Origin of the sequence: Marilutibacter penaei (assembly GCF_014145395.1) — a bacterium.
GTDB classification, from domain to species: domain Bacteria; phylum Pseudomonadota; class Gammaproteobacteria; order Xanthomonadales; family Xanthomonadaceae; genus Marilutibacter; species Marilutibacter penaei.
Genome location: NZ_JACHTE010000003.1, coordinates 206,358 through 231,914 on the forward strand (window position 1 = coordinate 206,358; position 25,557 = coordinate 231,914).

22 protein-coding genes, 1 tRNA gene and 1 pseudogene are annotated in these 25,557 nt (G+C 69.3%); 18 read left to right on the forward strand and 6 right to left on the reverse strand.

Annotation, left to right across the window (positions count from 1 at the left end):
- Nucleotides 1–115 precede the first annotated feature (115 nt).
- The 11 genes and pseudogenes from birA (at nucleotide 116) to H4F99_RS05210 (ending at nucleotide 8,533) form a co-directional block, all read left to right on the forward strand.
- Nucleotides 116–1,114, forward strand: a complete 999-nt coding sequence (birA, locus tag H4F99_RS05160) for a bifunctional biotin--[acetyl-CoA-carboxylase] ligase/biotin operon repressor BirA (RefSeq protein ID WP_182668661.1) — start codon at nucleotides 116–118, stop codon at nucleotides 1,112–1,114.
- Nucleotides 1,111–1,863, forward strand: a complete 753-nt coding sequence (locus H4F99_RS05165; RefSeq protein WP_182668662.1) for a type III pantothenate kinase — start codon at nucleotides 1,111–1,113, stop codon at nucleotides 1,861–1,863. The genes birA and H4F99_RS05165 overlap by 4 nt, the downstream gene beginning before the upstream one ends.
- Nucleotides 1,864–1,873: 10 nt before the next feature.
- Nucleotides 1,874–2,527: a hypothetical protein gene (locus tag H4F99_RS05170; RefSeq protein ID WP_182668663.1), complete on the forward strand. Its 654-nt coding sequence runs from the start codon at nucleotides 1,874–1,876 to the stop codon at nucleotides 2,525–2,527.
- A gap of 49 nt (nucleotides 2,528–2,576) precedes the next feature.
- Nucleotides 2,577–2,652 (forward strand) — tRNA-Thr (locus H4F99_RS05175).
- 30 nt (nucleotides 2,653–2,682) lie between these two features.
- Entirely contained in the window at nucleotides 2,683–3,606 is a 924-nt protein-coding gene (rocF, locus tag H4F99_RS05180) for an arginase (RefSeq protein WP_182668664.1), read from the forward strand.
- A gap of 133 nt (nucleotides 3,607–3,739) precedes the next feature.
- Nucleotides 3,740–3,892 (forward strand): entericidin A/B family lipoprotein, encoded by a 153-nt coding sequence (locus H4F99_RS05185; RefSeq protein ID WP_182668665.1) that lies wholly within the window; start codon nucleotides 3,740–3,742, stop codon nucleotides 3,890–3,892.
- 352 nt (nucleotides 3,893–4,244) lie between these two features.
- Nucleotides 4,245–4,445, forward strand: a complete 201-nt coding sequence (locus H4F99_RS05190) for a CsbD family protein (RefSeq protein WP_182668666.1) — start codon at nucleotides 4,245–4,247, stop codon at nucleotides 4,443–4,445.
- Nucleotides 4,446–4,684: 239 nt separating this feature from the next.
- Nucleotides 4,685–6,016, forward strand: a pseudogene (locus tag H4F99_RS05195) (tryptophan--tRNA ligase); the annotation flags it as partial.
- A gap of 13 nt (nucleotides 6,017–6,029) precedes the next feature.
- Complete coding sequence (locus H4F99_RS05200) at nucleotides 6,030–6,356, forward strand: hypothetical protein (RefSeq protein WP_182668668.1); 327 nt, start codon at nucleotides 6,030–6,032, stop codon at nucleotides 6,354–6,356.
- Nucleotides 6,353–7,294, forward strand: a complete 942-nt coding sequence (locus tag H4F99_RS05205; RefSeq protein WP_343064139.1) for an MBL fold metallo-hydrolase — start codon at nucleotides 6,353–6,355, stop codon at nucleotides 7,292–7,294. The genes H4F99_RS05200 and H4F99_RS05205 overlap by 4 nt, the downstream gene beginning before the upstream one ends.
- Nucleotides 7,295–7,417: 123 nt before the next feature.
- Nucleotides 7,418–8,533 (forward strand): diguanylate cyclase, encoded by a 1,116-nt coding sequence (locus H4F99_RS05210; protein WP_182668670.1) that lies wholly within the window; start codon nucleotides 7,418–7,420, stop codon nucleotides 8,531–8,533.
- Nucleotides 8,534–8,539: 6 nt separating this feature from the next.
- Here H4F99_RS05210 and H4F99_RS05215 read toward each other — a convergent pair whose 3' ends face one another.
- The 5 genes from H4F99_RS05215 to H4F99_RS05235 all read right to left on the reverse strand — a co-directional run bounded on the left by H4F99_RS05215 (nucleotide 8,540) and on the right by H4F99_RS05235 (nucleotide 16,091).
- Nucleotides 8,540–8,926, reverse strand: a complete 387-nt coding sequence (locus H4F99_RS05215; protein ID WP_182668671.1) for a VOC family protein — start codon at nucleotides 8,924–8,926, stop codon at nucleotides 8,540–8,542.
- A gap of 199 nt (nucleotides 8,927–9,125) precedes the next feature.
- Nucleotides 9,126–10,523 carry a dihydrolipoamide acetyltransferase family protein gene (locus tag H4F99_RS05220; protein ID WP_182668672.1) on the reverse strand — a complete coding sequence of 466 codons (1,398 nt, stop codon included), beginning with the start codon at nucleotides 10,521–10,523 and terminating at the stop codon, nucleotides 9,126–9,128.
- Nucleotides 10,524–10,545: 22 nt separating this feature from the next.
- Entirely contained in the window at nucleotides 10,546–11,580 is a 1,035-nt protein-coding gene (locus H4F99_RS05225; protein ID WP_182668673.1) for a transketolase C-terminal domain-containing protein, read from the reverse strand.
- The gene (gene pdhA / locus H4F99_RS05230) at nucleotides 11,577–12,665 is read right to left on the reverse strand and encodes a pyruvate dehydrogenase (acetyl-transferring) E1 component subunit alpha (RefSeq protein ID WP_182668674.1); all 1,089 of its coding nucleotides are present in this window, start codon (nucleotides 12,663–12,665) and stop codon (nucleotides 11,577–11,579) included. The genes H4F99_RS05225 and pdhA overlap by 4 nt, the downstream gene beginning before the upstream one ends.
- A 192-nt stretch (nucleotides 12,666–12,857) precedes the next feature.
- On the reverse strand, nucleotides 12,858–16,091 hold the full coding sequence (locus tag H4F99_RS05235) for a lamin tail domain-containing protein (RefSeq protein WP_182668675.1): 3,234 nt from the start codon (nucleotides 16,089–16,091) through the stop codon (nucleotides 12,858–12,860).
- Between the two features lie 165 nt (nucleotides 16,092–16,256).
- On the opposite strand from H4F99_RS05235, the gene H4F99_RS05240 reads away from it, so the two are divergent.
- The 3 genes from H4F99_RS05240 (at nucleotide 16,257) to H4F99_RS05250 (ending at nucleotide 20,560) form a co-directional block, all read left to right on the forward strand.
- A complete protein-coding gene (locus tag H4F99_RS05240) occupies nucleotides 16,257–17,141 on the forward strand; it encodes a tryptophan 2,3-dioxygenase (protein ID WP_182668676.1) in 885 nt (294 codons plus the stop codon).
- An 84-nt stretch (nucleotides 17,142–17,225) separates the two neighbouring features.
- Nucleotides 17,226–18,809, forward strand: a complete 1,584-nt coding sequence (locus H4F99_RS05245) for an AbgT family transporter (RefSeq protein WP_182668677.1) — start codon at nucleotides 17,226–17,228, stop codon at nucleotides 18,807–18,809.
- Nucleotides 18,810–18,976: 167 nt separating this feature from the next.
- Nucleotides 18,977–20,560, forward strand: a complete 1,584-nt coding sequence (locus tag H4F99_RS05250) for a peptide MFS transporter (RefSeq protein ID WP_182668678.1) — start codon at nucleotides 18,977–18,979, stop codon at nucleotides 20,558–20,560.
- A 93-nt stretch (nucleotides 20,561–20,653) separates the two neighbouring features.
- On the opposite strand, the gene H4F99_RS05255 is transcribed toward H4F99_RS05250, so the two are convergent.
- Nucleotides 20,654–21,133, reverse strand: a complete 480-nt coding sequence (locus H4F99_RS05255) for a MarR family winged helix-turn-helix transcriptional regulator (protein ID WP_182668679.1) — start codon at nucleotides 21,131–21,133, stop codon at nucleotides 20,654–20,656.
- Nucleotides 21,134–21,318: 185 nt separating this feature from the next.
- Here H4F99_RS05255 and hppD point away from each other — a divergent pair, with 185 nt between their 5' ends.
- The 4 genes from hppD (at nucleotide 21,319) to H4F99_RS05275 (ending at nucleotide 25,554) form a co-directional block, all read left to right on the forward strand.
- A complete protein-coding gene (hppD, locus tag H4F99_RS05260) occupies nucleotides 21,319–22,404 on the forward strand; it encodes a 4-hydroxyphenylpyruvate dioxygenase (RefSeq protein ID WP_182668680.1) in 1,086 nt (361 codons plus the stop codon).
- Nucleotides 22,405–22,486: 82 nt separating this feature from the next.
- Nucleotides 22,487–23,776, forward strand: coding sequence for a homogentisate 1,2-dioxygenase (gene hmgA, locus H4F99_RS05265; protein WP_343064140.1), 1,290 nt, complete (start codon nucleotides 22,487–22,489; stop codon nucleotides 23,774–23,776).
- 131 nt (nucleotides 23,777–23,907) lie between these two features.
- Nucleotides 23,908–24,555 carry a lectin gene (locus tag H4F99_RS05270; protein ID WP_246371313.1) on the forward strand — a complete coding sequence of 216 codons (648 nt, stop codon included), beginning with the start codon at nucleotides 23,908–23,910 and terminating at the stop codon, nucleotides 24,553–24,555.
- A 45-nt stretch (nucleotides 24,556–24,600) separates the two neighbouring features.
- Nucleotides 24,601–25,554, forward strand: coding sequence for a sodium:calcium antiporter (locus H4F99_RS05275; protein ID WP_182668682.1), 954 nt, complete (start codon nucleotides 24,601–24,603; stop codon nucleotides 25,552–25,554).
- The last annotated feature ends 3 nt before the right edge of the window (nucleotides 25,555–25,557 follow it).

Below are 25,557 nucleotides of genomic sequence, written 5' to 3' on the forward strand. Positions count from 1 at the left end.
ATATACCCGTTTTCGCATCCCGCTGCCGCAGGCGAGGGGAGCGGTGCGACGAACGGTGGTCCCGCATAATGGCGCCTGCAGGTGGAGGCGGCCGGACGCTCGCCGGGGAACGACCTTGAACGACGAACGCGAACTGCTGCTGAGCCTGATCAGGGGTCCGGCCTCCGGCGATCAGCTGGCGCGGGCCGGCGGGCAGACCCGCGCGGCGATATGGAAACGCATCCGGGCGCTGCGCGACGCGGGCGTGCCGATCGAGGCGCGGGCCGGGCAGGGCTACCGGCTGGCCGGGCCACTGGACCTGCTGGATGCCGCCGCGATCCGCGCGTGCATGGACGACAGGGGCAGGGACACGCGGGTCGACGTGGAAGTCCTCTGGACGGTGGACTCGACCAACAGTGAACTCCTGCGGCGCCCGGCGCCTGCCCACGGGACGACCCGCGTGCTGCTTGCCGAACGCCAGACCGGAGGCCGGGGCCGTCGCGGACGGCCATGGGCGTCACCGTTGGCGGCCCACCTGTACATGTCGCTGGTCCGCGGATTCGACGGCGGGCTCGCCCGGTTGGGCGGCCTGAGCCTGGTGACCGGCATCGCGGTGGTCGAAGCGCTGCACGTGCTGGGGGTGGGCCAGGCCGGTCTGAAGTGGCCCAACGACGTGGTGGTGGAGAGCGGAGGCGTGCTGCACAAACTCGGAGGCCTGCTGGTGGAAGGCGGAGGGGAGCATGCCGGGCCGGTGCGGGCCGTGGTCGGGCTCGGTCTCAACGTACGGATGCCCGCCGTGCAGGGGGCGGAGCTGGACCAGCCGTGGACCGACCTCGCGTCGCTGCTGGGCGCCGGCGTGGACCGCAACCGGGTCGCGGCCGTGGTGCTGGACCACGTGCTGCCGGCGCTGGCGCAGTTCGACGCCGACGGGCTGGCGCCCTTCCTGCAGCGGTACGCGGCGCTGGACGTGCTCGCGGGCCGCGACGTCATGCTGCATGACGCGCAAGGAGGATGCCGCGAGGCGCAGGTGCAGGGACTGGCGGCGGACGGCGCTCTTCGCGTGCGACTGGGTGACGGACGCAGCGAGGACCTGTATTCCGGTGAAGTCAGCGTGCGGCGGCGGACCATGGCATGAGCACCTGGCTCTTCGACCTGGGCAACACGCGACTGAAGTGCGCCCCTCTCAACGACGACGGCACCATTGGCGGGATCGTCGCCCTGGACCACCTGGACGGCGGCATCGCGGACGCGATGGCACGGGCGTTGCCGGCGCGTATCGAGGTGGCCCACCTGGCCTCGGTGGCGTCCACGGAGACCACGGTCGAGGTGCTGGATGCGCTGGTATCGCGCTGCCGCCGTATCAGCCGTGCCCGCACCCAGGCCCGGATGGACGGGGTCCGCATCGCCTATGCACGACCGGACAAACTCGGCGTGGACCGGTTCCTGACCCTGCTCGCGGCACGTGCACGCGGCGGCGCCGCGCTGGTCTGTGGCGTGGGTACGGCGTTGACCGTGGACCTGCTGGACGCCGACGGCCTTCACCATGGCGGCCGCATCGCACCCTCCCCGCGGGTGATGCGCGACGCGCTGCAGGCCCGGGCCCGCCAGCTGGTACCGGACGGCGGGACCTACAGCGAGTTTGCCGCCGATACCGAGGACGGCCTGGTTTCCGGGTGCGAGGGGGCGGCGATTGCCCTGGTGGAACGCAGCCTCGCGGAGGCCACGCAGCGGTTGGGCGCGCCGCCTACCCTGTACGTGCATGGCGGTGGCGTACGCGAACTGCGGGCGCACCTGTCGAGTGCGCGCTGGGTTCCCGGCTTCGTGCTCGAAGGCCTCGCGCGCTGGGCGATGGCGGAGGCGACCCGGCCCGCCGGGCTGGCCTAGAATCGCTGGCATGCTGACCCGTTCCCTGATCGTCTTCCTGCTGGTCCTCAATCTCGGCGTCGCGGCATGGTGGATCTTCCACGTGCCGGCCGCGCCACCGCCGGACGCTCCCTTGCCGCTCGGTGTCGCCCGCATCCAGTTGCCCGGCGAGAACGGGGCAACGCCGGCACCCGCCATCGAGGTGGACGACGCCGATGCAGGCGTCGTGAGCCAGTGCATGGGTTTCGGGCCGTTCGAGGTGGAGGCCCTGGCGGCCGCGCGTGCGGTGCTCGAGCCACGGGTGATCCGCGTCGTGCCGCGCAGGCAGGAGGCAGGGGCCACGCGCGGGTGGCGTGTCTACCTGCCGCCGTTCGCCAGCCTGGACGCCGTGGAGCAGGCCGCGCGCGATGTCGCAGCGGCCGGCGTGAGCGACTATTTCATCGTCCGCGACGGGATCGAGGCGAATTCGCTCGCCTTGGGGCGCTACGGCACCGAAGACGCCGCCGAACGACGCGTTTCGGAGCTCGGTCTCAAGGGGTTCGACGCCCGCGCCATGCCGATCGGCAGCGGCGCCGTGGAGGCGTGGTTGGACGTGGAAGCCAACGACGCATTCGATGCCGACCGCGCGCAGGCGGATTCCGGCGCGGCGACCCGGCACGCATTCGACTGTCCGTCGCCCGACTGAATGCCACCCCTCGGGCCCGTCGTTCGCATCGGCTAGAATGGCCCGCCCCGCCGGCTTAGCTCAGTTGGTAGAGCAACCGCCTTGTAAGCGGTAGGTCATCCGTTCGAGTCGGATAGCCGGCACCACCCTGGAGAACGCACGCGCAGGAGTCACGCATGAGCCACCGCCACCCTCCCGTTTCACTGATTGGCGCGCCGACCGATGTCGGGGCGGGGCACCTGGGGGCGCGGCTCGGGCCCGAAGCCTTGCGGATCGCCGGACTGGCCGAGGCCCTGGTGGCGCGCGGCGTCGACGTGATCGACCGCGGCAACCTGGACGGCCCCCGCAACCCCTGGCAGCCTCCCGTGGAGGGGTACCGCCATATCCGCGAGGTGGTGGCGTGGAACCGGATCGTCATGGACGCCATGCACGCGGAGCTCAATGGCGGCCGCATGCCGATCCTGCTCGGCGGGGACCACTGCCTGGGCCTGGGGTCGATCACCGGCGTGGCGAAGCATTGCCGCGAGACCGGCAAGACATTGCGCGTGCTGTGGCTGGACGCGCATGCAGACTTCAACACCAGCGACGTCACGCCGTCCGGCAACATCCACGGCATGCCGGTCGCCTGCCTGTGCGGCATAGGCCCACGCGAACTGACCCACCTCGACGGCAGCGGTCCCGCGATCACTCCGGATGTCGTGCGGCAGATCGGCATCCGGTCGGTCGATCCGGGCGAGAAGAAGCTGGTCAAGGCCCATGGCCTGGAAGTGTTCGACATGCGCTACATCGACGAAGTCGGCATGAAGCGCACGATGGAGGCGGCGCTCGCGGACATGGACGACAACACGCACCTGCATGTCAGTTTCGACGTCGACTTCCTCGACCCCAGCATCGCGCCCGGTGTCGGCACCACGGTGCCGGGCGGCCCGAATTACCGTGAGGCGCAGCTGGTCATGGAGATGATTGCCGACAGCGGACGCCTGGCCTCGCTCGACATCGTCGAGCTGAACCCCATCATCGACACCCGCAACGTGACCGGCGAGCTGTCGGTGGACCTGGTCGAGAGCCTGTTCGGCAAGTCGACCCTCATGCGGGACTGAACGCTTTCTAAACACCAGATGAATGCCGGCCTCCCGCGTGGGCCCGTCTTCACGTCGTCCCGATGGCCCATCGCGTGCCATGGAGCCAGGCATGCATCGGCATGCCCTCCACACCACCGCAAGGAGTGACGACATGAAGCGTTTCGCTGCGATGCTGCTGCTGGCCAGCTTTTCGATGACCTTCCTCGGCGCATGCAACACCATGGCCGGCGCCGGCAAGGACGTTCAGGACCTCGGCGAGACGGTCGAGGACAAGGCCGAGGACTGCAAGGACGGCAAGTGCTGAAACCCGTGGCGACATGACAGCGTGCCGGTCACGACCGGTGCACTGGAGCGTGTCGACGACGAAGGCCGGGACCTGTCCCGGCCTTTTCTTTTGCTTCGCGTGCGAGACGCCTCGCGCTGCGCGGTCCTCCAGGCGGCTGCGACCGATGCCGATGCCGGATGCCCGGCGCAACATTTTCCCGACGACGGTCACGCCCGCGACGTCCGTTCGCTGAACCGTTGCCAGCGGTTCACCAAGGTCGCCTTCTGCCTAACGCATTGCTGATGCGATCCGAACGTCCGGACCGCGAAGCTGGCCCTGCGGTCGGCGACGAGCGACCGCCACTCCCCCCAACAGCACGAGGAACCATCACATGAACAAGGACATCATCGCCGGCAACTGGAAGCAGATCAAAGGCAAGGCCCAGGCGCGCTGGGGCGACCTGACCGACGACGTCTTCGACGTGGCCGAGGGCAACTCAGAATACCTCGCGGGCAAGCTGCAGGAGCAGTACGGTTGGGAGCGCGACCGCGCGGAGCGCGAGGTGCGCGACTTCGAGCGTGGCTTTCACTGACGCGGACCGCAGGGCCCGGCGCCTCGCGCCGCAAGCCCGGCGGATGACGTGTTGACCGGACCGGTCCCGCCCCAGGCGGGGCCGGTTCCTTGTGTGGGCGGGGAGCGGTACGAAGGGCGCGACCGGTCACCGGGGCATGGCGTCGTCTATGGTCGCGATGGCGTGTGCGGACGTCACGACATGGCAAACGCGGTGGGGCGCTCCGTTAGACTGGGCCGTCGTTTCCCCGCAACCAGACCATGCACCCAGCCAACTCCCCCCGTTCGACACGCGTCCTGACCGGTATCACCACCTCCGGTACCCCGCACCTGGGCAACTATGTCGGCGCGATCCGGCCCGCGGTGGCCGCGAGCAGGGGCGAAGGCGTGGAGAGTTTCTACTTCCTTGCCGACTACCACGCGCTGATCAAGGTGCAGGACCCGGCGCGCGTACAGCGTTCGACGCTGGAGATCGCCGCGACCTGGCTTGCCTGCGGACTGGATCCCGCGAAGGTCTGGTTCTACCGCCAGAGCGACGTGCCCGAAGTGCAGGAGCTGACCTGGTTCCTGACCTGCGTGGCCGGCAAGGGCCTGTTGAACCGCGCGCACGCCTACAAGGCGGCGGTGGACCGCAACCGCGAGGTGGGCGAGGACGACGATGCGGGCGTGACCGCCGGCCTGTACATGTACCCGGTGCTGATGGCCGCGGACATCCTCATCTTCAATGCCGACAAGGTGCCGGTGGGACGGGACCAGATCCAGCACATCGAGATGGCGCGCGACTTCGGCCAGCGCTTCAACCACCTTTACGGCGAGCATTTCACCCTGCCCGAGGCGGCGATCGAGGAGAACGTGGCGACCTTGCCCGGGCTCGATGGCCGCAAGATGAGCAAGAGCTACGACAACACCATCCCGCTGTTCGCGCCGCGCGATCAGCTCAGGAAGCTGATTTTCTCGATCATCACCGATTCCTCGATGCCCGGCGAGCCCAAGCGGACGGAAGGCTCGGCGCTGTTCCAGCTCTTCCAGGCCTTTGCCAGCGAGACGGAAACGGCGGCGATGCGCAAGGCCTTCGCCGACGGCATCGGCTGGGGCGATGCCAAGCAGATGCTGTTCGAACGCATCGACGCGGAGGTGACCCCCATGCGCGAGGCGTACGAGGCGTTGATGGCGGATCCCGCGCGGATCGAAGCCACCCTGCGCGACGGCGCCGAACGCCTGCGTGCGACCTACGCGCGACCGCTGCTGGGGCGCCTTCGGGACGCGGTGGGCCTGCGCGACCTGTCGGCGTTGCCGGCGCATGAAACCGCCGGCACCGCGAAGGTGCAGGCCGCGGTCTTCAAGCAGTACCGCGAGGCCGACGGGCGCTTTTTCTTCAAGCTGGCGCAGGGTGACCGGTTGCTGTTGCAAAGCGACGGGCATGCCTCGCCGCGCGACGCCGGACAACTGGTGGCGCGGCTCAAGGGGGCCGCGGGCCGCGGCCTCCACCGCGCCACAGGCAGCGTTGTCCACCTTGGCGAGGACGCGGTCGGCCACCTGGGCGAGGGGGTCGAGATCGAGGAACTGGTCGCCGCGCTTTCGCAGTTCGCCGAAGAGGCCTGAGGCGATGGCGCCGCTCGTCCAGCTCAACCTGGCGCTGATCCTGTTCCTGCCGTGGTTCCTCGTCGTGGGGACGTTGTTCTGGCTGTTCCCGCGCACGCCGCGGCCGCGCGGGCGTGCACTGTTCGACGCGATGGCGCTGCTCGCCTCGGTGCTGGCCTTCCTGGTGGCCATCCATTGGGCGCACGCCATCGCGGATCCCGCGTACGGTCCGATGTGGCGCCAGGTGCTCGCCACCGCGGTGGGCTACGGCGCCTACCTGGCCGTGATGGCGGCGGCGTTCCTGTGGCGGCGGCGCTGGTTGCGAGGCGTGGCCCGGGAGGTGGCGACGTGAACGCCGGGCACGGCATCGTCGCGATCGACACCGGATTCCACCGGCCCTGCTTCGACGCCGCTTACCTGCTGGTCGAGCGGGGGCGGGCCGCCTTCGTCGATTGCGGCACCAACCACAGCGTGCCGAGGATGCTCGGTGCGCTCGGACGTGCGGGTCTCAAGCCCGCGGACGTGGACTGGCTGGTGCTGACCCACGTCCACCTGGACCACGCCGGCGGCGCGGGGGCCCTGATGCGTGAACTCCCGAATGCCCGCCTGCTGGTGCATCCGCGTGGCGCACCCCACATGATCGATCCTTCACGCCTGATCGCCGGCGCGACGGCGGTGTATGGCGAAGCGGAGATGACGCGCAGCTACGGGGAGATCCTGCCGGTGCCGGCCGCGCGTGTGGTCGAAGCGCCGGAGGGCTTCGCCTTCGACCTGGCGGGGCGCCCACTGCACTGCATCGACACGCCCGGGCATGCGCGGCACCACCTGTGCCTGTGGGACGCACGCAGCCGTTGCTGGTTCACCGGCGACACCTTCGGCCTGTCCTATCGTGAGCTGGACACCGGGAACGGGCCCTTCATCCTTCCCACCACCACGCCGGTGCAGTTCGATCCGGAGGCCTTGAAGACCTCCATCGGACGCCTGCTGGAGACCGGCCCGATCGGCATGTACCTGACCCATTTCGGGCGGGTGGAGCCGCCGCAGGCACTGGCCCGGGTGCTGTGCGAACGCATCGACGCGACCGTCGAAACCACGCGGCATGTGCTGTCCGTCCCGCAGGCGGATCCGCACGGGCGGCTGGTGCAGGCCCTGCGTGCGTTGTACCTGCAGGCAACGCGTGCGCATGGCGTCGACCTGCCGGACGCGCAGGTGATCGACCTGCTTGGCGTCGACATCGAACTGAACGCCCAGGGCCTCCAGGTCTGGTGGGCGAAGACGCACGGCGCCTGAATGGCGCCCTGAACGGTGTCTGGACGGGACCTGGACCGCTGCCCGCGTTGTGGCTGGCATCACGGGGCCTGTGTGAGCATCCGGATAGGCTTCCCGTGACCCTATCCGCGCCGCCCGATCCCCGTGCATTACCGCTCCCGCCCCCTGTCGCTGGTCGAATCCCCGGTGCCGCCCGCCGAATCGCGCCGGCAGGCGGCGCTGCAGGCCTACGACATCCTCGACACCGCGCCCGAGCAGGCCTACGACGACCTCGTCCGCCTGGCGGTGATGCTGTGCGGCACGCCGGCGGCGATGATCTCGCTGATCGACGATGACCGGCAGTGGTTCAAGGCGAAGCGGGGCCTGGACGTCGAACAGACCCCTCGCGGCGAGGCGATCTGCGACCACGCGATCCGCAGTCCGGGCCAATTGCTCGAGGTGCCTGATACGCGACTCGATCCGCGCTTCAGCACGCTCTCGCTGGACGTGGGCGGGCAGCCGTTGCGCTTCTATGCGGGCGTGCCGTTGCGCACGCCCGCCGGCGATGCGCTCGGCACGATCTGCGTGGTGGACGTGGTGCCGCGCGAACTCGACGAGGCGCAGCGGGAGGGACTGAAAGTGCTGGGCCGGCAGGTGGAAAACCTGCTGGAGCTGCGGCGCTACGCCCTCAAGCAGCGACGCCTGCTGGTCGAGCGCGAAGCCCTCGCGCAGGGCCTGGAGGAGGCGCGCGCGGACCTGGTGCGACGGAACGAGCAGTTGCAGCACCGTGCCCACCACGACCAGTTGACCGGCCTGCTGAACCGCGTGGGGCTGGCCCAGTTGCGCGAGGATCCGGCCACGATGGCGCGCCTGCTCGGGGCCCCTTACAGCCTGATGCTGATCGACGTCGACCACTTCAAGCAGGTGAACGATGTCCACGGGCATCTGTTGGGCGACCGCGCGCTGCAGGCGGTCGCCGACGCGGTGGAGCAGTCGATCCGCTCCGGCGACGTGGCCGTGCGCTACGGTGGCGAGGAGATCCTGGTGGTGCTGCCGGGCACGCGGCTCGCCGATGCCGTCGAAGTGGGTGAACGCATCCGTCGCCGGGTCAGGCGCGCGCCCCTGCCGTTCCCGCTGAGCGTGTCGGTGGGCGTGGCGAGTGGCGAACCCGACACCCGCCAGGTCGAGCATGTGTTCGACCGCGCCGACCAGGCGCTCTACCGCGCGAAGGCCTCGGGGCGGAACCGGGTCATCGCCGACGACACGCCGAACGTCGCCTGAGGCCCGTTAGTCCCAGGCGTTGGGCGGGTGCCCGCGTTCCGGCGTCTTCATCCGCACCACGCAGAAGCGCTGGCCCGTGGGCGCTTCCATCACCCACCAGCGTTTGACGAAGGCGACCTTGCGCGCGCCCAGCGCCTCCAGCCGCGCCGCCTCGGCGTCGATATCGTCGGCTTCGATGTCCAGGTGCACGCGCGAGGCGTGGTCGACCTTCTGCACTTCGATATGGAGATCGCCCGGGGTGTCGCCGAACTGCTGGTACTCGGCGCTGTCGTCGCCCGCGTCGCGGTCGGCGATGCGCACGCCCAGGGCCTGGCTCCAGAAGTCCGCCGCGGCATCGAGGTCGTCGGTGCGGCAATCAATGATGAATCCGGCCAGTCGGCTGCGGTGGGGCATGGCATCGCTCCGTGGGCTTGGCCCGATCCTACGCCGGACCGATCAACGGCGGGCGTCATGCGTCGGCGATTGCTGACAACGCCCTGGCAGCAGCGCCGACCCCATGGGACGCCGGCGGGGCAAGTCGCATGCTTCCGCCGATTCCCGATTCCCGATTCCCGATTCCCGATTCCCGATTCCCGATTCCCGATTCCCGACTCTAGTCCGCCAGGGCGAGGTCGTCGATCATCGCGCGCAGGAAGCGCGCCGCCTCGCCGCCGGTGCAGGCGCGGTGGTCGAAGGTCACCGACAGCGGGATGACCTTGTGCGCTTCCACGCCGCCCATCACCGGTGTCATCTGGTGGCGGCCACGGCCGGCGGCGATGATCGCCACGCAGGGCGGCACGACCACCGGGGTGGCATAACGGCCGGCGAACATGCCGAAGTTCGACAGCGAGATCGTGTAGCCGGTCAGTTCCGACGCCGGGATGCTGCGATCCTCGACCTGGGTGCGCAGGCGGTTGACCGCCTCGCGCACGCCGCGCGCGTCGAGCACGTCGGCGTTGCGCAGCGCCGGTACGAACAGCCCGTCCTCGGTGTCCACGGCGATGCCGATGTCGACATGTGGGTGGAGCGTGCGGGTGAGCTGGTCGCCGTCGAACCAGGCGTTCAGCGCCGGCACCGCCTTGCAGGCCGCGACGATCGCCCGCACCAGGCGGCCGGTGATGTCGTTGCCGGCGGTCCATGCGTGGATGTCGGCGTCGTCCGACAGCGTGGTCGGGACGACCTTGCTGTGCGCGTCGGCCATCACCCGCGCCATGTTCCGGCGCACGCCCTTGAGCTGCTCGGGCTGGCCGCTGGCGACGGCGCCCGGTGGGCGCGTGCGCATCGGGCGTCCGGCCTGCGACAGCGTCGAGCGCTGCGCGGCAGCGGGCGCCGCGGCCGGCGGCGACGCGCGGGCCGCTTCGTTGCGCGGCGTCGCGCCGATCGCGGCGCTGCCGTCCGCCGCCGCCTGCTTCACGTCGGCCATCGTGACCACGCCGTCGGCGCCGGTGGCCGTGACCCGGGCCAGGTCGACCTTGAGCTTGCGGGCCATCGCACGCACCGCGGGCATGGCCTTGACGCCGCCCACGCTGCTGGCGCGTTCGCTGTGCACGGTGTCGGAGGACTGCATGGCGCCGACCACGGTGCCACTGTCGGCGCGTTCGGCGTTGGACGTCGGGGCCGGCGTGCCGGCGTCGCTGATCGCGCCGCCCTCGTCGGAAGCCACGACCTTGTCGTCCGGCGCCGGATCCTGGCTGCCCACGCTGTCATGGTCGCCGCCACCGTGGTGGTGGCCGGTGTCCTGGCCTTCGGCGCGCTGCGGCATCGAGGGATCGACTTCGAACTCGGCGAGCATCCGCCCGGTGACGATCACGTCGCCCGCGGCGCCGGCAAGCTTGAGTACCTTGCCCGAGACGGGCGAGGGCACCTCGACGACGGCCTTGGCGGTTTCCATCGAGACCAGGTTGTCGTCCAGGCGGATCGTGTCGCCCTCCTTGACGAACCACTCGACGATGGTTGCGTCCGGCAGGCCTTCGCCGAGGTCGGGCAGGTGGAAGGTTTTCTTGTGGCTCATGGGGGTCCCTGGAAGTCGTCGGTCAGCCGTTCGCGAGGGCGCGTCTGGCCGCGGCGACGATGCGATCGACGCCGGGCAGGTACTTCATCTCGAGGCGGAACAGCGGGATGTGGGTGTCGTAACCGGTGACGCGTTCGACCGGCGCGAGCAGGTCGTACATCGACTCCTCGGCCAGGCGCGCGGCGATCTCGGCGCCGAAGCCGGCGGTCTTCGGGGCTTCATGGACGATCACGCAGCGGCCGGTGCGCGACACTGATTCGGCGATGGTGGCGAAGTCGAGCGGGCGCAGCGTGGCAACGTCGATCACCTCGGCGCTGATGCCGTCGGCGGCCAGTTTGTCGGCGGCCTCGAGGGTTTCCTTCACCTGCGCGCCCCAGGTCACCAGGGTCACGTCGCTGCCGTCGCGCAGCACGTAGCACACGTCCAGCGGCAGCGCCTCGCCGTCGTCGGGCACCACTTCCTTGTACTGGCGGTAGATGCGCTTGGGCTCGAAGAAGATCACCGGGTCCGGGTCGCGGATCGCGGCCAGCAGCAGGCCGTAGGCACGGGCGGGCGAGGAGGGCATCACGACCCGCAGGCCGGGCACGTTGGTGAAGATCGCCTCGTTGGCCTCGCTGTGGTGTTCCGGCGCGCGGATGCCGCCGCCCCAGGGCACGCGCAGCACCATCGGGCAGGTCAGGCGGCCGCGGGTGCGGTAGCGGAAGCGCGCGGCATGGCAGACGATGTGGTCGACCATGGGGTACATGAAGCCATCGAACTGCGACTCGGCGACCGGCTTCATGCCCTGGCTGGCCAGACCGACGGTCAGGCCGGCGATGGTCGTTTCGTCCAGGGGCGTGTCGAGCACGCGCTCGGGCCCGAACTGCTGCTGCAGCCCGGCGGTCGCGCGGAACACGCCGCCATTGACGCCGACGTCCTCGCCCAGCACGAGCACGCTGTCGTCGACGCGCATCTCGTGGGCCAGGGCCTGGGTAATGGCCTCGATCAGGGTGATCGCCGCGGGGGTGTCGGCCGCGTTCGCGGCGGCGGGCTTGCGGGTGGCGACGGTGTCGTTCATGCGCGTGCCTCCTTCGCCTTGCGGTCGAGCGCGATGGCCGCCTCGCGCTGCTCCAGCAGGTCCGGCGGCGGATCGGCGTACAGGAAGTCGAACATCGCCTCGACCGGCTGCACCGGGGTTTCCAGATAGGCGTTGATCTCGACGTCCACCTTGCGGCCGCATTCCTCGATCCAGGCCTTCTCGTCGTCTTCGCTCCAGACGCCCTGCGCGGTGAGGTAGGTCCGCAAGCGGGTCATCGGGTCGCGCGTCCAGGCGTCCTTGACCTCGGCGTCGTCGCGGTAGCGGCGCGCATCGTCGGCGGTGGTGTGGTCGTGCAGGCGGTAGGTGAGGAACTCGATCACGCTGCCGCCCTCGCCATTGCGTGCGCGCTCGGCGCAGCGGCGCATGCCCTCGAGCACGGCGACCAGGTCGTTGCCATCGACCTGCAGGCAGTGCAGGCCGCCGGCCAGGCCCTTCTGCGCCAGGGTCCGGGCGCCGGTCTGGGCCGAGCGCGGCACCGAAATGGCCCAGCCGTTGTTCACCACGCACAGGATCAGCGGCAGCTCGTACGCACCGGCGGAATTGAGCGCGGCGTAGAAGTCGGTCTTCGACGAGCCGCCATCGCCGCAACACGCCACCGCGAGCTGCTTCTGCTTGCGCAGCTTGAACGCCAGCGCGGCGCCGGCCGCGTGCAGGCACTGGGTGGAGATCGGCACCGACCAGCTGAAGTCGTTGCGCGGACCCTCGAAGTCGTTGCCGCGTTCGTCGCCACCCCAGTAGAGCAGGATCTCGCGTGCCTGCACGCCGCGCATGAACTGGGCGCCGTACTCGCGATAGCTGGGGGCGAACACGTCGTCCTTTTCCATCGACGCGCCGATGCCGACGTGGGTCGCCTCGTGGCCGAGGCAGGACGCGTAGGTACCCAGCTTGCCGGTGCGCTGCAGGGCGATCGCCTTGGTATCGAAGGTGCGGACGAACAGCATCTGCCTGAACAGCGGCAGCAGGGCCTTCGGGTCCTTGAATGCGGCGGGGAACTCGCCGACGGGCGTGCCGTCGGGGCCAAGGTATTGCAGGTACTCGATCTCGAACTTCGCGGCGATGCTCATCGCGACCTGGATCCTCGCGGGGGAATCGCCCGATGATAACGAAGGAAACTGATTCCCCCGTTGCGCGCTGCGGCATGCGGATCGCGTCGAAAAACGCTACGCAGGGCCCTTGACGGCCCTGCGGGTGCCTGCCTGCCGCCCGGAGCCGCCCGGAGCGGCAGGCCTGCCTCCGGGCGGGTTTCCGGCCTGGCCTCAGTGGCCGACGCGGGCGTCCAGCGTGTCGCGGTTGTTGGCGTCGACGGGGTCGTACGTATTGGCGGCGACCTCGGCGCTGAAGGACAACACCTCGCCGGCCGACGCATGCCCCGGGACCAGCACCGCGAACGCCAGCCACTGGGTGCGGGTGCCGAGCGCACCGTCGTGGCGGCACTCGGCCCGGAACCCGGCGGTGTCGCCCGTGACCCGCTCGCAGGTCCAGCCACGCGGCGCGGCGATGGCGGCGGCACGTGCGTCGACGTTGCCTTCCACCACCAGCCGGGTGCCGCGTGCGGTCTCCGGTCCCTTGTTGCGGACCGGTGCCAGGAAGGTCGCGATGGTGTTCCGGCGCAGGGCATGCGCATTCCCCACCAGCCGCACGGACAGGTCCGCGACGGCACCGGTCGCAACGGGGACGGCCACGCTGGCCTGGTTGTCGGCGTTGGCGGGATCGTGGGCCGTCGACCGCACCGCGACCCCCATCCGCAGTGCGTCACCTGCGCTCGAGGCAGGCACGATCGCCTCCAGCGCGAAGCGCGCGTCCGCGCCCATTGCGAAGGACGGGGTGCGGCATGTCAGGGTGGTGGTCCCGTCTTCCTGCATCGGCGCGTCGCAGCTCCAGCCCACCGGCACCGCTGCCGGCGCCGGGACCAGCAACGCGTCGAAGACAAAGGCCACCGCCGCCGATCCCGCGACCCCGGGGCCCGCATTGCGGGCGACCGCTTCGAACCGGACCGTGTCGCCGACGTCGGCACCGGCCACGCTGGCCGACGCCTGCACGCCCAGGTCGGCGCGCCGGAAGGCGGGCACGCCGATCCGCAGCAGCACCGGGTCGTGGTCGGAGGAGCGGATCGCGAGGCTCGCGTCATCGAAGTTGTCGACGCCGAAGTCGGCGTTGATGCGGGCATGCTCGACCTGCAGCGTCGCGTCCATCGCAAGCGCTTCGTTCACCAGCACGTGGTCCAGCGTCTGGGCATTGCCGGCGAAGACGTACGAGTACCGCTCGGCGGGATCGGCGATCAGCTGCGAGCCGTCGACCAGGGGCGTGGACAGCGGCGTGTCGACCCAGGTCAGTACCTCGTCCTCCGCCGCCGGGTCTCCGCGCACGATGCCCATCACGTCGACATAGCCGTCGTTGACCTCGAAGGCATTGAAATCGCCGATGAGCGCGATCCGCTCGCCCGGATCGGACTGCTGGAACTGCTCGACCAGGCCCGCGAGGTAGGCGGCCTGCGCCCCGCGCTTGGCCCGCACGCGCGCGCTGGTGGACGGCCAGCCGCTGCTTCCGGGCGCAGGGTCGTCGATGCCGTTCAGCGAACGCAGGTGGTTGACGACCACGGTGAGCGGATACGTGGTCGCGTTGTCCTGGCGGATCCGCGCACGCAGCCGCAGCGGCGGTCGGTCGTTCAGCAGGCTGGTGCTGCCGTCCGGGTTGGCGAGGGTGGCCTCCTTGCCGAACTGGGTGACGTCGAGCACGTCCACGCGAGCGCCGCCGTCGACCGGGCGGCTGCTGACCAGGAAGCCCACGTTGATGCCGCCGACGTCGTTGCCGGGCTCGAGGTACGGCACGTAGCCGGGCGCATGGGCGCAGGTGTCATCGATACGGTCGGAGAGCAGCTGCAGCACCCGTGTGTTCTCGACCTCGACCACGCCGACGATGTCCGGGGCCTTCAGGTAGTCGCAGATCGCGGAGGCCGCCTTGGCCAGGCGCTTGTCCAGTGCTTCGGGCGTCAGCGTGGTGGCGCCGTTGCCGTCGGCGATCTCGTCGAAGAGCCGGAGCAGGTTGAAGCTGCCCACGGTCACCTCGTCATGCCCGGCGTTGGCCACCGCGGCCGGCAAGCGCCCACCGCTGGCCACCGGCGGCGTGGCGGGGTCCGGCAGCAGCGCCCAGGTTCCGCTGTGGTAATCGAGTACACCGCTGAAGCCGGCGACCTCCGCGCCGACGTCCACCGACAGGGGCGACGCGCCCACCTGGCCCCAACTGCGGACCATCAACCGCTCGGGGTTGGTGTCGAAGCGGGGCGGCTGCCTGTCGCCTGGGATCGGCACGGTATCGAGCACACCGATGCCGGCCTCGCGGAAGGGCCGCGGTACGCCCGGCAGGGTGACGTGGAAGACGCCGTCGCTGGAGGCGGTCGCGTCGTTCTCGTCGATGCTGCCGCCGGACGCCGCGACCACGATGGCGCCGGAAACGCGCGCGCGCATGCCCTCCCGCTTCTCCAGCGCATCCGGCAGCGCGTCGGGCCCGAGATCCGCCAAGCCGATCTCGACCGCATCCGGCAGCACCGCGCCCTGCGCGAGCACCTCGATGGTCGGTTGGACGAGCTGGGTGATGGACAACTGGTTCGGCTGGCTCGACGGCGTGAACTCCGCCACCGTGGCGGCGACGCGGACGCGGTCGCCAACCGCCACGCTGGCCGAAGGCGCGCTCGCGGTGTAGACGAAGATGCCGTCGGACGTGGCGTCGTTGCCGTCGTCGTGGCTGCTCTGGAGGAAGAATCCGTTGTTGTAGCGCAGGGCGGTGACCACGCCTTCGGTGACCACGGCGCGGTCCACGTAGGGCGATGCCGGTCCGGTGCCCTGGACCTGCGCGATGCTCAGAGCGACGGGCGGCTCCGGAGGATCGGGCGGCTCCGCGCCGCTGTTGCGCGGGTCAGGGTTGCCGCGGGTGAAGTCACTGCCGTTGTCGTCGCTATCGACGCTGCCGTCGCCATTGCGCAATGCCGCGGAGGTGTTGTTCAGCGCCGGCGTGGCGGCGCTGCCTTCGAAGCAGTTGGCGCTGCCGAAGCCGACGAAATCGACGACCGTGGCTTCGCCCAGCGGGCAGCCGCCCGACAGGGCGCCGCCGCTGCTGACCAGGGCAACCTTGCCGTTGCTGGACGACATGGCGAGCGTGCCGACCGCGTCCGGCGTGGGCAGGTCCAGGCTGCCGCCCGCACCCTGGGCCTGTTGCACCAGGTAGTAGCCGCCGGGGGCGATGCTCCCGACCAGCGAAGTGGCCTGCCAGTTCGTGCCGCTGGACGAGGCGTACTGCACCGACCAGCCGCTCAGGTCGACCGGGGTGGCACCGTTGTTGCGCAGCTCGATGAAGTCGTTGCGCCAGGTGGCCCCGGAGTTGCCGCCGCCGCCGTAGACCTGGCTGACGACCACCTGGGCATGGGACTGGAAAGCCAGTCCGGACAAAGCAAGAAGCAGGAATGCCGCCTTCGGCCGGCGTTTGGAGTCGCGCATGGTGTCTTCCCTGTGACCGCGAACGCCGTACCCCCTGGTGAAACCGGCCCCGGTTCCGTATGGCGCTGGACCGCCAGCTTGACTGTCGGATGTTGCAGGCCCGTGAAGACGCCGGCCGCGCAGGTGGCGATGCGTTACCCTTGCGCCCCTGCGCAGGAAACCGACATGACCGTCAACCAGAACGAACGTGAACTCGAGGCCGGCATCCATACGGAGCTGTCGGGCCGGATGACCTACGGCGGTTACCTGCACCTCGATCGCCTGTTGTCGGCCCAGGAACCGCTGACGGCGCCCGCGCATCACGACGAGCTGCTGTTCATCATCCAGCACCAGACCTCGGAGCTCTGGATGAAGCTGATGATCCACGAGCTGTCGGCGGCGATCGGCCACCTGCGGCGCGACCAGGTCTGGCAGACCCGGAAGATCCTCGCGCGCTGCAAGCAGGTGCTGCGCCAGCTGACCGAGCAGTGGTCGGTGCTGGAGACGCTCACGCCCTCCGAGTACATGGGTTTCCGCGACACGCTCGGGCCCTCCTCGGGATTCCAGTCCCTGCAGTACCGCACCATCGAATTCCTGCTGGGCAACAAGAACGAGTCCATGCTGAAGGTGTTCGCGTACGATCCCGAGGCGCAGGCAGGCCTTGCCGGGGTGCTGGAGTCGCCGAGCCTCTACGATGAATTCCTGATGTACCTCGCGCGCTTCGGCCATGCGGTGCCCGCGACGCACCTGTCGCGCGACTGGCGCCACACCCACGTCCACGATCCCGCGCTGGTCGAGGTGTTCGGCCGCATCTACGGGGACACCGATCGCTACTGGCGCGAGTACGCGCTGTGCGAGGACCTGGTCGACCTGGAAAGCCAGTTCCAGCTGTGGCGCTTCCGGCACATGCGCACGGTGATGCGCATCATCGGTTTCAAGCGGGGCACCGGCGGTTCCAGTGGCGTGGGCTTCCTCAGGCAGGCGCTGGAGCTGACGTTCTTTCCTGAACTGTTCGACGTGCGGACCACCCTTTCGCCCGCCAGCGGCTATGGCGCGCCGGCCGGCGACTGACAGGGCCCGGCGGCAAATCCGCGTGGACTGCTAGGATTCCCGCAGCCACGCCCGGTCCCGGGACCGCCGCCGCAAGGAGTCCACATGTCCTCGAACCCGAACGCCCCCGCGCTTGCATCGCGCGGTCCCGTCACCCGTTTCCTCGATGCGGTGGAGCGCGTCGGCAACCGGCTGCCGGACCCGGCCATGCTGTTCCTCCTGCTGATGGTCCTGGTGTGGGTGGTGTCGGCGGCATTGTCGAACGTGAGTTTCGAGGCGATCGATCCGCGCAGCGGTGAGCCGCTGCAGGTCCGCAACATGCTCAGCGGCGCGGCGCTGGTGGAATTCATGGCCCAGATGGTGCCGACCTTCGTCAACTTCCCGCCCTTGGGCGTTGTGCTGGTCGCGATGCTGGGCCTGGGCGTGGCGGAACACACCGGGTTCATCAACGCGATGCTCCGGGCCATCCTGTCGGTGACGCCGAAGATGCTGCTGACCCCGGTGCTGGTGGGCGTCGGCATCCTGAGCCATGTCGCGGTCGACGCCGGCTACGTGCTGGTGATCCCGCTCGGCGCAGTGATCTTCTATGCCGCCGGGCGCCATCCGCTCGCGGGCGTCGCCGCGGCCTTCGCCGGCGTGTCGGGCGGATTCTCGGCGACGATGGGCGTGCCTTCCAGCCTCGATCCGCTTCTGGCGGGCCTTACCCAGGCGGCCGCCCATATCACCGACACGTCGGTGGTGGTGAACCCGCTCAACAACTACTACTTCACCACCGCTTCGGTGCTCGTGGTGGTGGCGGTCGGCTGGTTCCTGACCGACCGGGTCATCGAGCCACGACTGGCCGGCACTGCTGTCGACGGCGACCCCGCCGACATGCCGACCATGGATGCGCTCAAGCCCGCCGAGTCGCGCGCGCTGCTCTGGGCGGTCGTGGCGATTGCCGGATCCGTCCTCCTGTTCGTTGCCACGCTGCTGGTCCCGGGCACCCCGTGGGCGGCGCCGGCCGACCAGGTGCTGCCGGGCATGAACGCACTGCTGACCGCCGCGGCGCCGCTGATGCGGTCCATCGTCGGGTTGATCTTCGTGTTCTTCCTGATCCCGGGCGTCGTCTACGGCTACGTGTCGGGCAGCGTCGCGTCGCATCGCGACGTCATCAAGGGCATGAGCAAGGCGATGAGCGGCATGGGCTATTACATCGTCATGGCGTTCTTCTGCGCGCAGTTCATCTACGCCTTCGCACAGTCGAACCTCGGTGCGCTGCTGGCCATCGAGGGCGCAGGCTGGCTGCAGGCGCTGAACCTGCCGATGGGCATCACCGTGGTGGGCATCGTGCTGCTCTCCGGCTTCGTCAACCTGCTGGTGGGCTCGGCCTCGGCCAAATGGGCGCTGATCGGCGCGGTGATGGTGCCGATGCTGATGCAGCTCGGAGTGTCGCCGGACCTGACCCAGGCGGCCTACCGCGTGGGCGACTCCAGCACCAACATCATCACCCCCCTGATGCCGTACTTCCCGCTGATCGTGGTGTTCTGCCAGAAGTACGTGAAGTCCAGCGGCATCGGCACCCTGATCGCGCTGATGCTGCCGTTCTCGATCGCCCTGCTGGTGCTGTGGACCGGTTTCCTGCTGGCGTTCTGGGCGTTGGGCATACCGCTCGGGGTCGGCGCCAGCTACGTCTACCCGGCCGGGTGAGGGGCGTGGCCTTGTCGTGCTGCATTGCAGCATCGGCAGGAAGGTTTGACGCCGCCATCACATAGCGGTTACACCTTGCTGCCGTTGTGCCGGTCGGGGGGAGCCCGTTGGCATGACCTGATCCCGTTCAGGCCGCATCGAAGGATGCCAGCAGGAGTTTGTACCCGATGAGTTCCAACCCGACCCCCTCGCTCGAGGAAGGCAAGACCTTCCTGGGCCACCCGCGCGGCCTGTTCGTGCTGTTCTTTGCCGAGATGTGGGAGCGCTTCTCCTACTACGGCATGCGCGCCCTGCTGATCTTCTACCTGGTGCAGCACTGGCTGTTCTCGGACTCGGAAGCCTCGGTCATCTACGGCGCCTACACCGCGCTGGTCTACATCACCCCGGTGATCGGCGGCTATCTCGCCGACCGCTACCTCGGCCAGCGCAAGGCCGTGCTGTTTGGCGCCGTGTTGCTGACCTTCGGCCACTTCCTGATGGCCTTCGAAGGCGACGGCGGGCAGGGCAGCGCCGCGCTCAACATCTTCTGGCTGGCACTCGCCTTCATCATCGTCGGCTCGGGCTTCCTGAAGGCGAACATCTCGGTGATCGTCGGCCAGCTGTATCCGCGTACCGACATCCGCCGCGACCCCGCCTATACGATCTTCTACATGGGCATCAACCTCGGTGCGGCGCTGGGTTCGCTGGTCGCCGGCTACCTGGGCCAGACCTACGGCTGGGCCTATGGCTTCGGCGCGGCGGGCGTGGGCATGCTGCTCGGCCTGATCGTGTTCATCTGGGGCAAGCCGCTGCTGATGGGCCGCGGCGAGTCGAGCAATCCCGAGCGCCTGAAGCAGCGCGTGGCGGGCTTCAGCTTCGAATGGCTGCTGTACCTGCTCAGCGTGCTCGCGGTCGGCGTGGTGTGGTACCTGATCCAGCACCAGGACGCAGTCGGCTGGCTGCTCGGCGTCGCCGGCGCGATCCTCGTCGGCTACGTGCTGTTCACCGCGGTGTTCAAGCTGCCGAAGCACGACCGCGACCGCATCCTCGCGGCGATGTACCTGATCCTGGGTTCGATCCTGTTCTGGGCGCTGTTCGAGCAGGCGGGCTCCTCGCTGAACCTGTACACCGACCGCTCCGTGGACCGCCAGATCTTCGGCTGGGAAGTGCCGGCCTCGATGTTCCAGTCGCTGAATGCGATCTACATCGTGATGCTGGGCCCGGTCTTCGCGATGCTGTGGATGTGGCTGGCCCGCCACAAGCTGGAGCCGTCCGCGCCGGCGAAATTCGGCCTGGGCGTGGTGCAGCTGGGGCTCGGCTTCCTGGTCCTGGTCGCCGGCGCCGCCGCGGCCGGAACCGGCAACGCGACCCCGGTGCTCTTCATCTTCCTGATCTACCTGCTGCACACCATGGGCGAGCTGTGCCTGTCGCCGGTGGGCCTGTCGGCGATGAACCGCCTGGCCCCGGCGCACATGGCCAGCCTGATCATGGGCACCTGGTTCTTCGCGTCGGCCACCGGCAACTTCGCCGCGGGCCTGATCGCCGCGGCCACCGGTGCCGAGGGCGCCGGCCCCGAGCAGGTGACCGAGGTGTACTCGACCGTCGGTTGGACCGCGGTGGTCGTCGGCGTGGTGATGGTCGCGATCTCGCCGCTGGTGCGGAAGCTGATGCACCTCGACACCCTCAAGGACGACGAACACGCCATCGCCGGTGAGGCGGAGCTTGCCGAGCCGGCAGCGGCTGGGACCCGCCCGGCAGACGCCAGCAAGTAAGGGCGTCCAGGCAGCGCCACGGGAAGGCGGCCTCAGGGCCGCCTTCTTCGTTCGGCCACGCGTGCCGGGGCGGCCTTCGCCGGCGTCCCGGTATCAGTCCGCCGCCGCTTCGGCCTCGGCCTGGAGTTCGAGTTCGTCCAGCCGGTCGAGGAGGTTGAACAGGACCTCCCGTTCGTGCGCATCGATGCCGTCCAGCAACCGCGCCTCGAAACCGAGTGCCAGCGGCGCGACCTCGTCGTAGATCCGATACCCTTCTTCGCTCAGGCGCAACACCGAGCGGCGGCGGTCGTCGTCGTGCATCTCGCGCAGCAGGCGGCCCGATTCGACGAGTTTGGCGACTGCGCGGCTGACCGCCACCTTGTCCATCGCGGTGCGCTGGGCGACCTCGTTGGCCGACAGGTCGCGATAGCGGCCCAGCACGGCCATGACCCGCCACTCCGTGATGCTCAGCGCGAAGCGCTCGCTGTAGATGTGGGCGATCGCGTTGCTGACCCGGTTCGACAGTACCGAGAGCCGGTAGGGGAGGAATTTCTCGAGGGCGAGCTGCGCGTGGCGTGGCGGGGCGGTGTTCATCGGCGTGGAATTGAACCTTGCGTATCGTTTCAAATGAAACTATAAAGGAGGGCCGGCGAGGCGACCCGACCCCTGATCTTCAACGGGATTGCCCGGCCGTTACAACCCGACGTTCGCCCCACGTGGCATGCGCGCCGCATGACCACGCAGGTTCCCCACGTACCACGCAGCAGCAGGAGTTCCCCATGAGCGCCCAGCCCAACCTCGGCATGGAAGTCACCACCTTCGAGAACCCGATGGGGATCAACGGCTTCGAGTTCGTCGAGTTCGCAGCACCGCAAGGCCAGGGCGCGCGCATGCGCGAATACCTGGAGAGCCTCGGCTTCACCGCGGTGGCCCGCCACAAGGACCGCGCGATCACGCTGTTCCGCCAGGGCACCATCAACTTCCTGCTCAACGAGTCGACCGGTTCCTTTGCATCCGACTTCGCGAGCGAGCATGGCCCGTCGGCATGCGGCTTCGCCATCCGTTTCCGCAAGCCGGTCGAGGAAGTGCTCGCCCACGTGCTGGCCAACGGGGGCGAAAAGATCGACGTCAAGCCGGAAACCGGCGCGGTGGGCGCCCAGGCGATCAAGGGCATTGGCGACTGCATGCTGTACCTGGTCGACGACGCGAAGGACGATCTGTATGCCGACTACGTGCCGCTGCCGGGCGTCGACCAGCACCCGGTCGGTTTCGGCCTGACCTTCATCGACCACCTGACCCACAACCTGTTCCTCGGGAACATGCAGAAGTGGTCGGACTACTACGAGAAGCTGTTCAACTTCCGCGAGATCCGCTACTTCGACATCAAGGGTGCCAAGACCGGCCTGCTGTCGAAGGCGATGACCGCGCCGGATGGCGTGGTGCGCATCCCGCTCAACGAGTCCAGCGACGAGAAGAGCCAGATCAACGAGTACCTGCGCGACTACAAGGGCGAGGGCATCCAGCACATCGCGCTGTTCACCGACGACATCTACGCATCCGTCGAGAAAATGCGTGAGCAGGGCATCGCGTTCCTGGATACACCGGACACCTACTTCGACGTGATCGACCAGCGCGTGCCCGGCCATGGCGAGGACGTGCCGCGCCTGGCCAGGAACAAGATCCTGATCGACGCCGATCCGGAGACCAAGCAGCGCAAGCTGCTGCAGATCTTCACCCAGAACGCGTTCGGCCCGATCTTCTTCGAGATCATCCAGCGCAAGGGTAACGAGGGCTTCGGCGAGGGCAACTTCCAGGCCCTGTTCGAGAGCATCGAGCGCGACCAGATGAAGCGCGGCGTCCTGTAAGCCGGACACGCGCGGAACCCGCGCAGGCGGGGCATCATTGACGGCCATTGCACGGCGGGCCCGGCCCGCCACGGGGATGTCCATGGAATCGAACGGTTACCAGTCCGGCTTCGGCAACGAGTTCGCCAGCGAGGCCCTGCCCGGCACCCTGCCGGTCGGGCGCAACTCGCCGCAGCGGGTCGCGCATGGCCTGTACGCCGAGCAGCTGTCCGGCACCGCGTTCACCGCGCCGCGCGCGGAGAACCGGCGCAGCTGGCTGTACCGGATCCGTCCGGCGGCGATGCACGGCCGCTTCGAGCGGCTGGAACAGCCGCGCTTCCACAACGACTTCGGCGACGGTCCGGTCAGCCCGGACCAGATGCGCTGGGATCCCCTGCCGATGCCGACCGCGCCAGCCGATTTCGTCGACGGTCTGTTCACCATGGCGGGCAACGGCTCGCCGGCCGCGCAGTCGGGCATCGGCATCCACCTGTACGCGGCCAACCGCGACATGGACGGCCGCTATTTCCACGACGCCGATGGCGAGCTGCTGATCCTGCCGCAGCAGGGGCGGCTGCATATCGCCACCGAGTTCGGCGTGCTCGACGTCGAGCCGCAGGAGATCGCGGTGATCCCGCGTGGCGTGCGCTTCCAGGTGAAGCTGCCCGATGGCGAGGCGCGCGGTTACGTCTGCGAGAACTTCGGCGCGCTGCTCAGGCTCCCCGACCTCGGTCCGATCGGCAGCAACGGCCTGGCCAACCCGCGCGACTTCCTGACGCCCAACGCCGCGTTCGAGGACGTCGAGGGCGACTTCGAGCTGGTCGCCAAGTTCCAGGGCCACCTGTGGCGGGCGGACATCGGCCATTCGCCGCTGGACGTCGTCGGTTGGCACGGCAATTACGCGCCCTGCAAGTACGACCTGCGCCGCTTCAACACGATCGGCTCGATCAGCTTCGACCATCCCGACCCGAGCATCTTCCTGGTGCTGCATTCGCCCAGCGACACGCCGGGGACGAGCAACCTCGACTTCGTGATCTTCCCGCCGCGCTGGCTGGTGGCGCAGGACACGTTCCGGCCGCCCTGGTTCCACCGCAACATCGCCAGCGAGTTCATGGGCCTGGTGCACGGCGCCTATGACGCCAAGGCCGGGGGCTTCGTGCCGGGTGGCGCGTCGTTGCACAACTCCATGACCGGCCACGGGCCCGACGCGGCCACGTTCGAGAAGGCCAGCGCCGCGGACCTGTCCAAGCCCGACGTCATCATCGACACCATGGCCTTCATGTTCGAATCCCGCGCGGTGATCCGGCCGGCGCGGCAGGCGGTCGACGCCGACCACCGTCAACATGACTACCAGGCGTGCTGGGCGGGTCTGCGCAGGCACTTCAGCCTCTAGGCGGGTCCGGCGTCCCGGTCCGGCGGCGGAGTGAAGCCGCCGTGACAGCTTCGTGTCGACATGGGCTCCACAGGCACCGCGTAGGCTGTACCGGTCGTGGCGGACGGCATTGGGCCGGGCGAGGACCTGACATGAAGCCGATGTGGATGACCGGGGTGTGCCTGAGCCTGTGCCTGCTGGCCTGCGACGCAACGCCGCCCGCGGTGCCCGCCGAAGACGACAGCGGAGCCGCCTCGCCCGCGCGGGACGCGCTCCCGCACGACCAGCCCGCGGAAGACGTGCCGCCCGCGACGGCGGCGGACCTGCTGCCACCACCGCCCGCCGACGCGGGCGTGGTGCGTACGGATGGCTACGGCCCGCTGCGGATTGGCATGAGCCGGGAGGAGGTCGATGCGGCCTGGGGCGGTCCGGCGCTCGATGACGCCGGCATCCCGGACGGAACCGCGTGCTACTACCTGTTCCCGGGGGGTACGGATGCCGCCGAGGTCGCCTTCATGCTCGAATCGGGCCGGTTCGTGCGTTACGACGCCCGCGATCCCGGCCTGGAAGCACCGGGCGGGGGCCGGGTGGGCGACAGTGGCGATGCGATCCGTGCGCTCCATGCCGGCCGCATCGAATCGAGCCCGCACAAGTACGTCGAAGGGGGGCAGTACCTCCGCGTGACCAGCGTGTCGGGTGGCAGCGGGGTCCTGGTGTTCGAGCTGGATGCCGATGGCCGGGTGAGCGGATGGCACGCCGGCCAGGCGCCCCAGGTGGACTATGTCGAGGGCTGCAGCTGACAATCGGGCGTGCCGCCCCCACACGGGGCGAGGAGGGGCAGGGTGATGCTGGAAAACGTCGGATTCTTCGTCCTCGGCCTGGTGATGCTGGCGCTGGGGGGCGATTCGATCATCAAGGGCGCGTCGGGGCTTGCCCAGCGTTTCGGGGCCTCACCGTTCGTGGCCGGACTGCTGCTGGTCGCGTTCGGTACGTCCCTGCCGGAACTCGCAGTGAACGTCGAGGCCATGCGCAGCGGCCAGTCCGCCATGGCGATGGGCAATGCCGTCGGCAGCAACATCGTCAATTTCGGCTTGACGCTGGGCGTCGCCGCGCTGGCCGCGCCCCTGTTGCTGCGATGGCGCGCATTGACGCCGATGCTGCTGTTGCTGCTGCTGGGCACGCTGGGCGTCGCCGTGATGTCGCTGGACGGCACCCTCGGCCGGGCCGAAGGCGCGATCCTGCTGGTGGCCTTCTTCGCGGTCCTCGGATTCGTGCTCGCGCGGACCGTCCGCGAGAGCCAGGCGGTCCGCGACGATATCGCGGGGTTCGCACGAACCCAGACGGTGCTCGGCCTGAACCTGGTCCGCTTCGTGATCGCCGCGGTGCTGCTCTGGTTCGGCGCGCGTTTCGTGGTGTCGTCCGCAACCCCGCTCGGCGTGGCGATGGGGATGACGCCGCTGGTGACCGGCCTGCTGCCGGTGGCGATCGCCACGGCACTGCCGGAGGTCGCCGCTGCGGTGGTGGCGGCGCGACGGGGGCAGGGCGACATGGTCGCCGGCCACGTGATCGGTTCCAGCCTGTTCAATCTGTTCCTGGTGCTGGGCGGCATGGCGCTGTGGCGTCCGCTGGCGGTTCCGGCCTCGTTCGTGCAGTTCGAACTGCCGGCGGCCCTCGTCATCGCGCTGATGCTGGTGCCGATGGTGCGTGGCGACCTGCAGGTCAGCCGGCGGGAAGGTGCGGTACTGCTGGTCGCGCTGCTGGCGTGGATCGCGATGGAGCTGGTGAGCCTCCACGCCTGAGGC

Bases quoted from the DNA above. Each gene is read 5' to 3' on its own strand.
- H4F99_RS05165 (WP_182668662.1), top strand. From the start codon at position 1,111: ATGAGCACCTGGCTCTTCGACCTGGGCAACACGCGACTGAAGTGCGCC.
- H4F99_RS05170 (WP_182668663.1), top strand. From the start codon at position 1,874: ATGCTGACCCGTTCCCTGATCGTCTTCCTGCTGGTCCTCAATCTCGGC.
- rocF (WP_182668664.1), top strand. From the start codon at position 2,683: ATGAGCCACCGCCACCCTCCCGTTTCACTGATTGGCGCGCCGACCGAT.
- H4F99_RS05185 (WP_182668665.1), top strand. From the start codon at position 3,740: ATGAAGCGTTTCGCTGCGATGCTGCTGCTGGCCAGCTTTTCGATGACC.
- H4F99_RS05190 (WP_182668666.1), top strand. From the start codon at position 4,245: ATGAACAAGGACATCATCGCCGGCAACTGGAAGCAGATCAAAGGCAAG.
- H4F99_RS05200 (WP_182668668.1), top strand. From the start codon at position 6,030: ATGGCGCCGCTCGTCCAGCTCAACCTGGCGCTGATCCTGTTCCTGCCG.
- H4F99_RS05215 (WP_182668671.1), bottom strand. From the start codon at position 8,926: ATGCCCCACCGCAGCCGACTGGCCGGATTCATCATTGATTGCCGCACC.
- H4F99_RS05220 (WP_182668672.1), bottom strand. From the start codon at position 10,523: ATGAGCCACAAGAAAACCTTCCACCTGCCCGACCTCGGCGAAGGCCTG.
- H4F99_RS05225 (WP_182668673.1), bottom strand. From the start codon at position 11,580: ATGAACGACACCGTCGCCACCCGCAAGCCCGCCGCCGCGAACGCGGCC.
- pdhA (WP_182668674.1), bottom strand. From the start codon at position 12,665: ATGAGCATCGCCGCGAAGTTCGAGATCGAGTACCTGCAATACCTTGGC.
- H4F99_RS05235 (WP_182668675.1), bottom strand. From the start codon at position 16,091: ATGCGCGACTCCAAACGCCGGCCGAAGGCGGCATTCCTGCTTCTTGCT.
- H4F99_RS05240 (WP_182668676.1), top strand. From the start codon at position 16,257: ATGACCGTCAACCAGAACGAACGTGAACTCGAGGCCGGCATCCATACG.
- H4F99_RS05245 (WP_182668677.1), top strand. From the start codon at position 17,226: ATGTCCTCGAACCCGAACGCCCCCGCGCTTGCATCGCGCGGTCCCGTC.
- H4F99_RS05250 (WP_182668678.1), top strand. From the start codon at position 18,977: ATGAGTTCCAACCCGACCCCCTCGCTCGAGGAAGGCAAGACCTTCCTG.
- H4F99_RS05255 (WP_182668679.1), bottom strand. From the start codon at position 21,133: ATGAACACCGCCCCGCCACGCCACGCGCAGCTCGCCCTCGAGAAATTC.
- hppD (WP_182668680.1), top strand. From the start codon at position 21,319: ATGAGCGCCCAGCCCAACCTCGGCATGGAAGTCACCACCTTCGAGAAC.
- hmgA (WP_343064140.1), top strand. From the start codon at position 22,487: ATGGAATCGAACGGTTACCAGTCCGGCTTCGGCAACGAGTTCGCCAGC.
- H4F99_RS05270 (WP_246371313.1), top strand. From the start codon at position 23,908: ATGAAGCCGATGTGGATGACCGGGGTGTGCCTGAGCCTGTGCCTGCTG.
- H4F99_RS05275 (WP_182668682.1), top strand. From the start codon at position 24,601: ATGCTGGAAAACGTCGGATTCTTCGTCCTCGGCCTGGTGATGCTGGCG.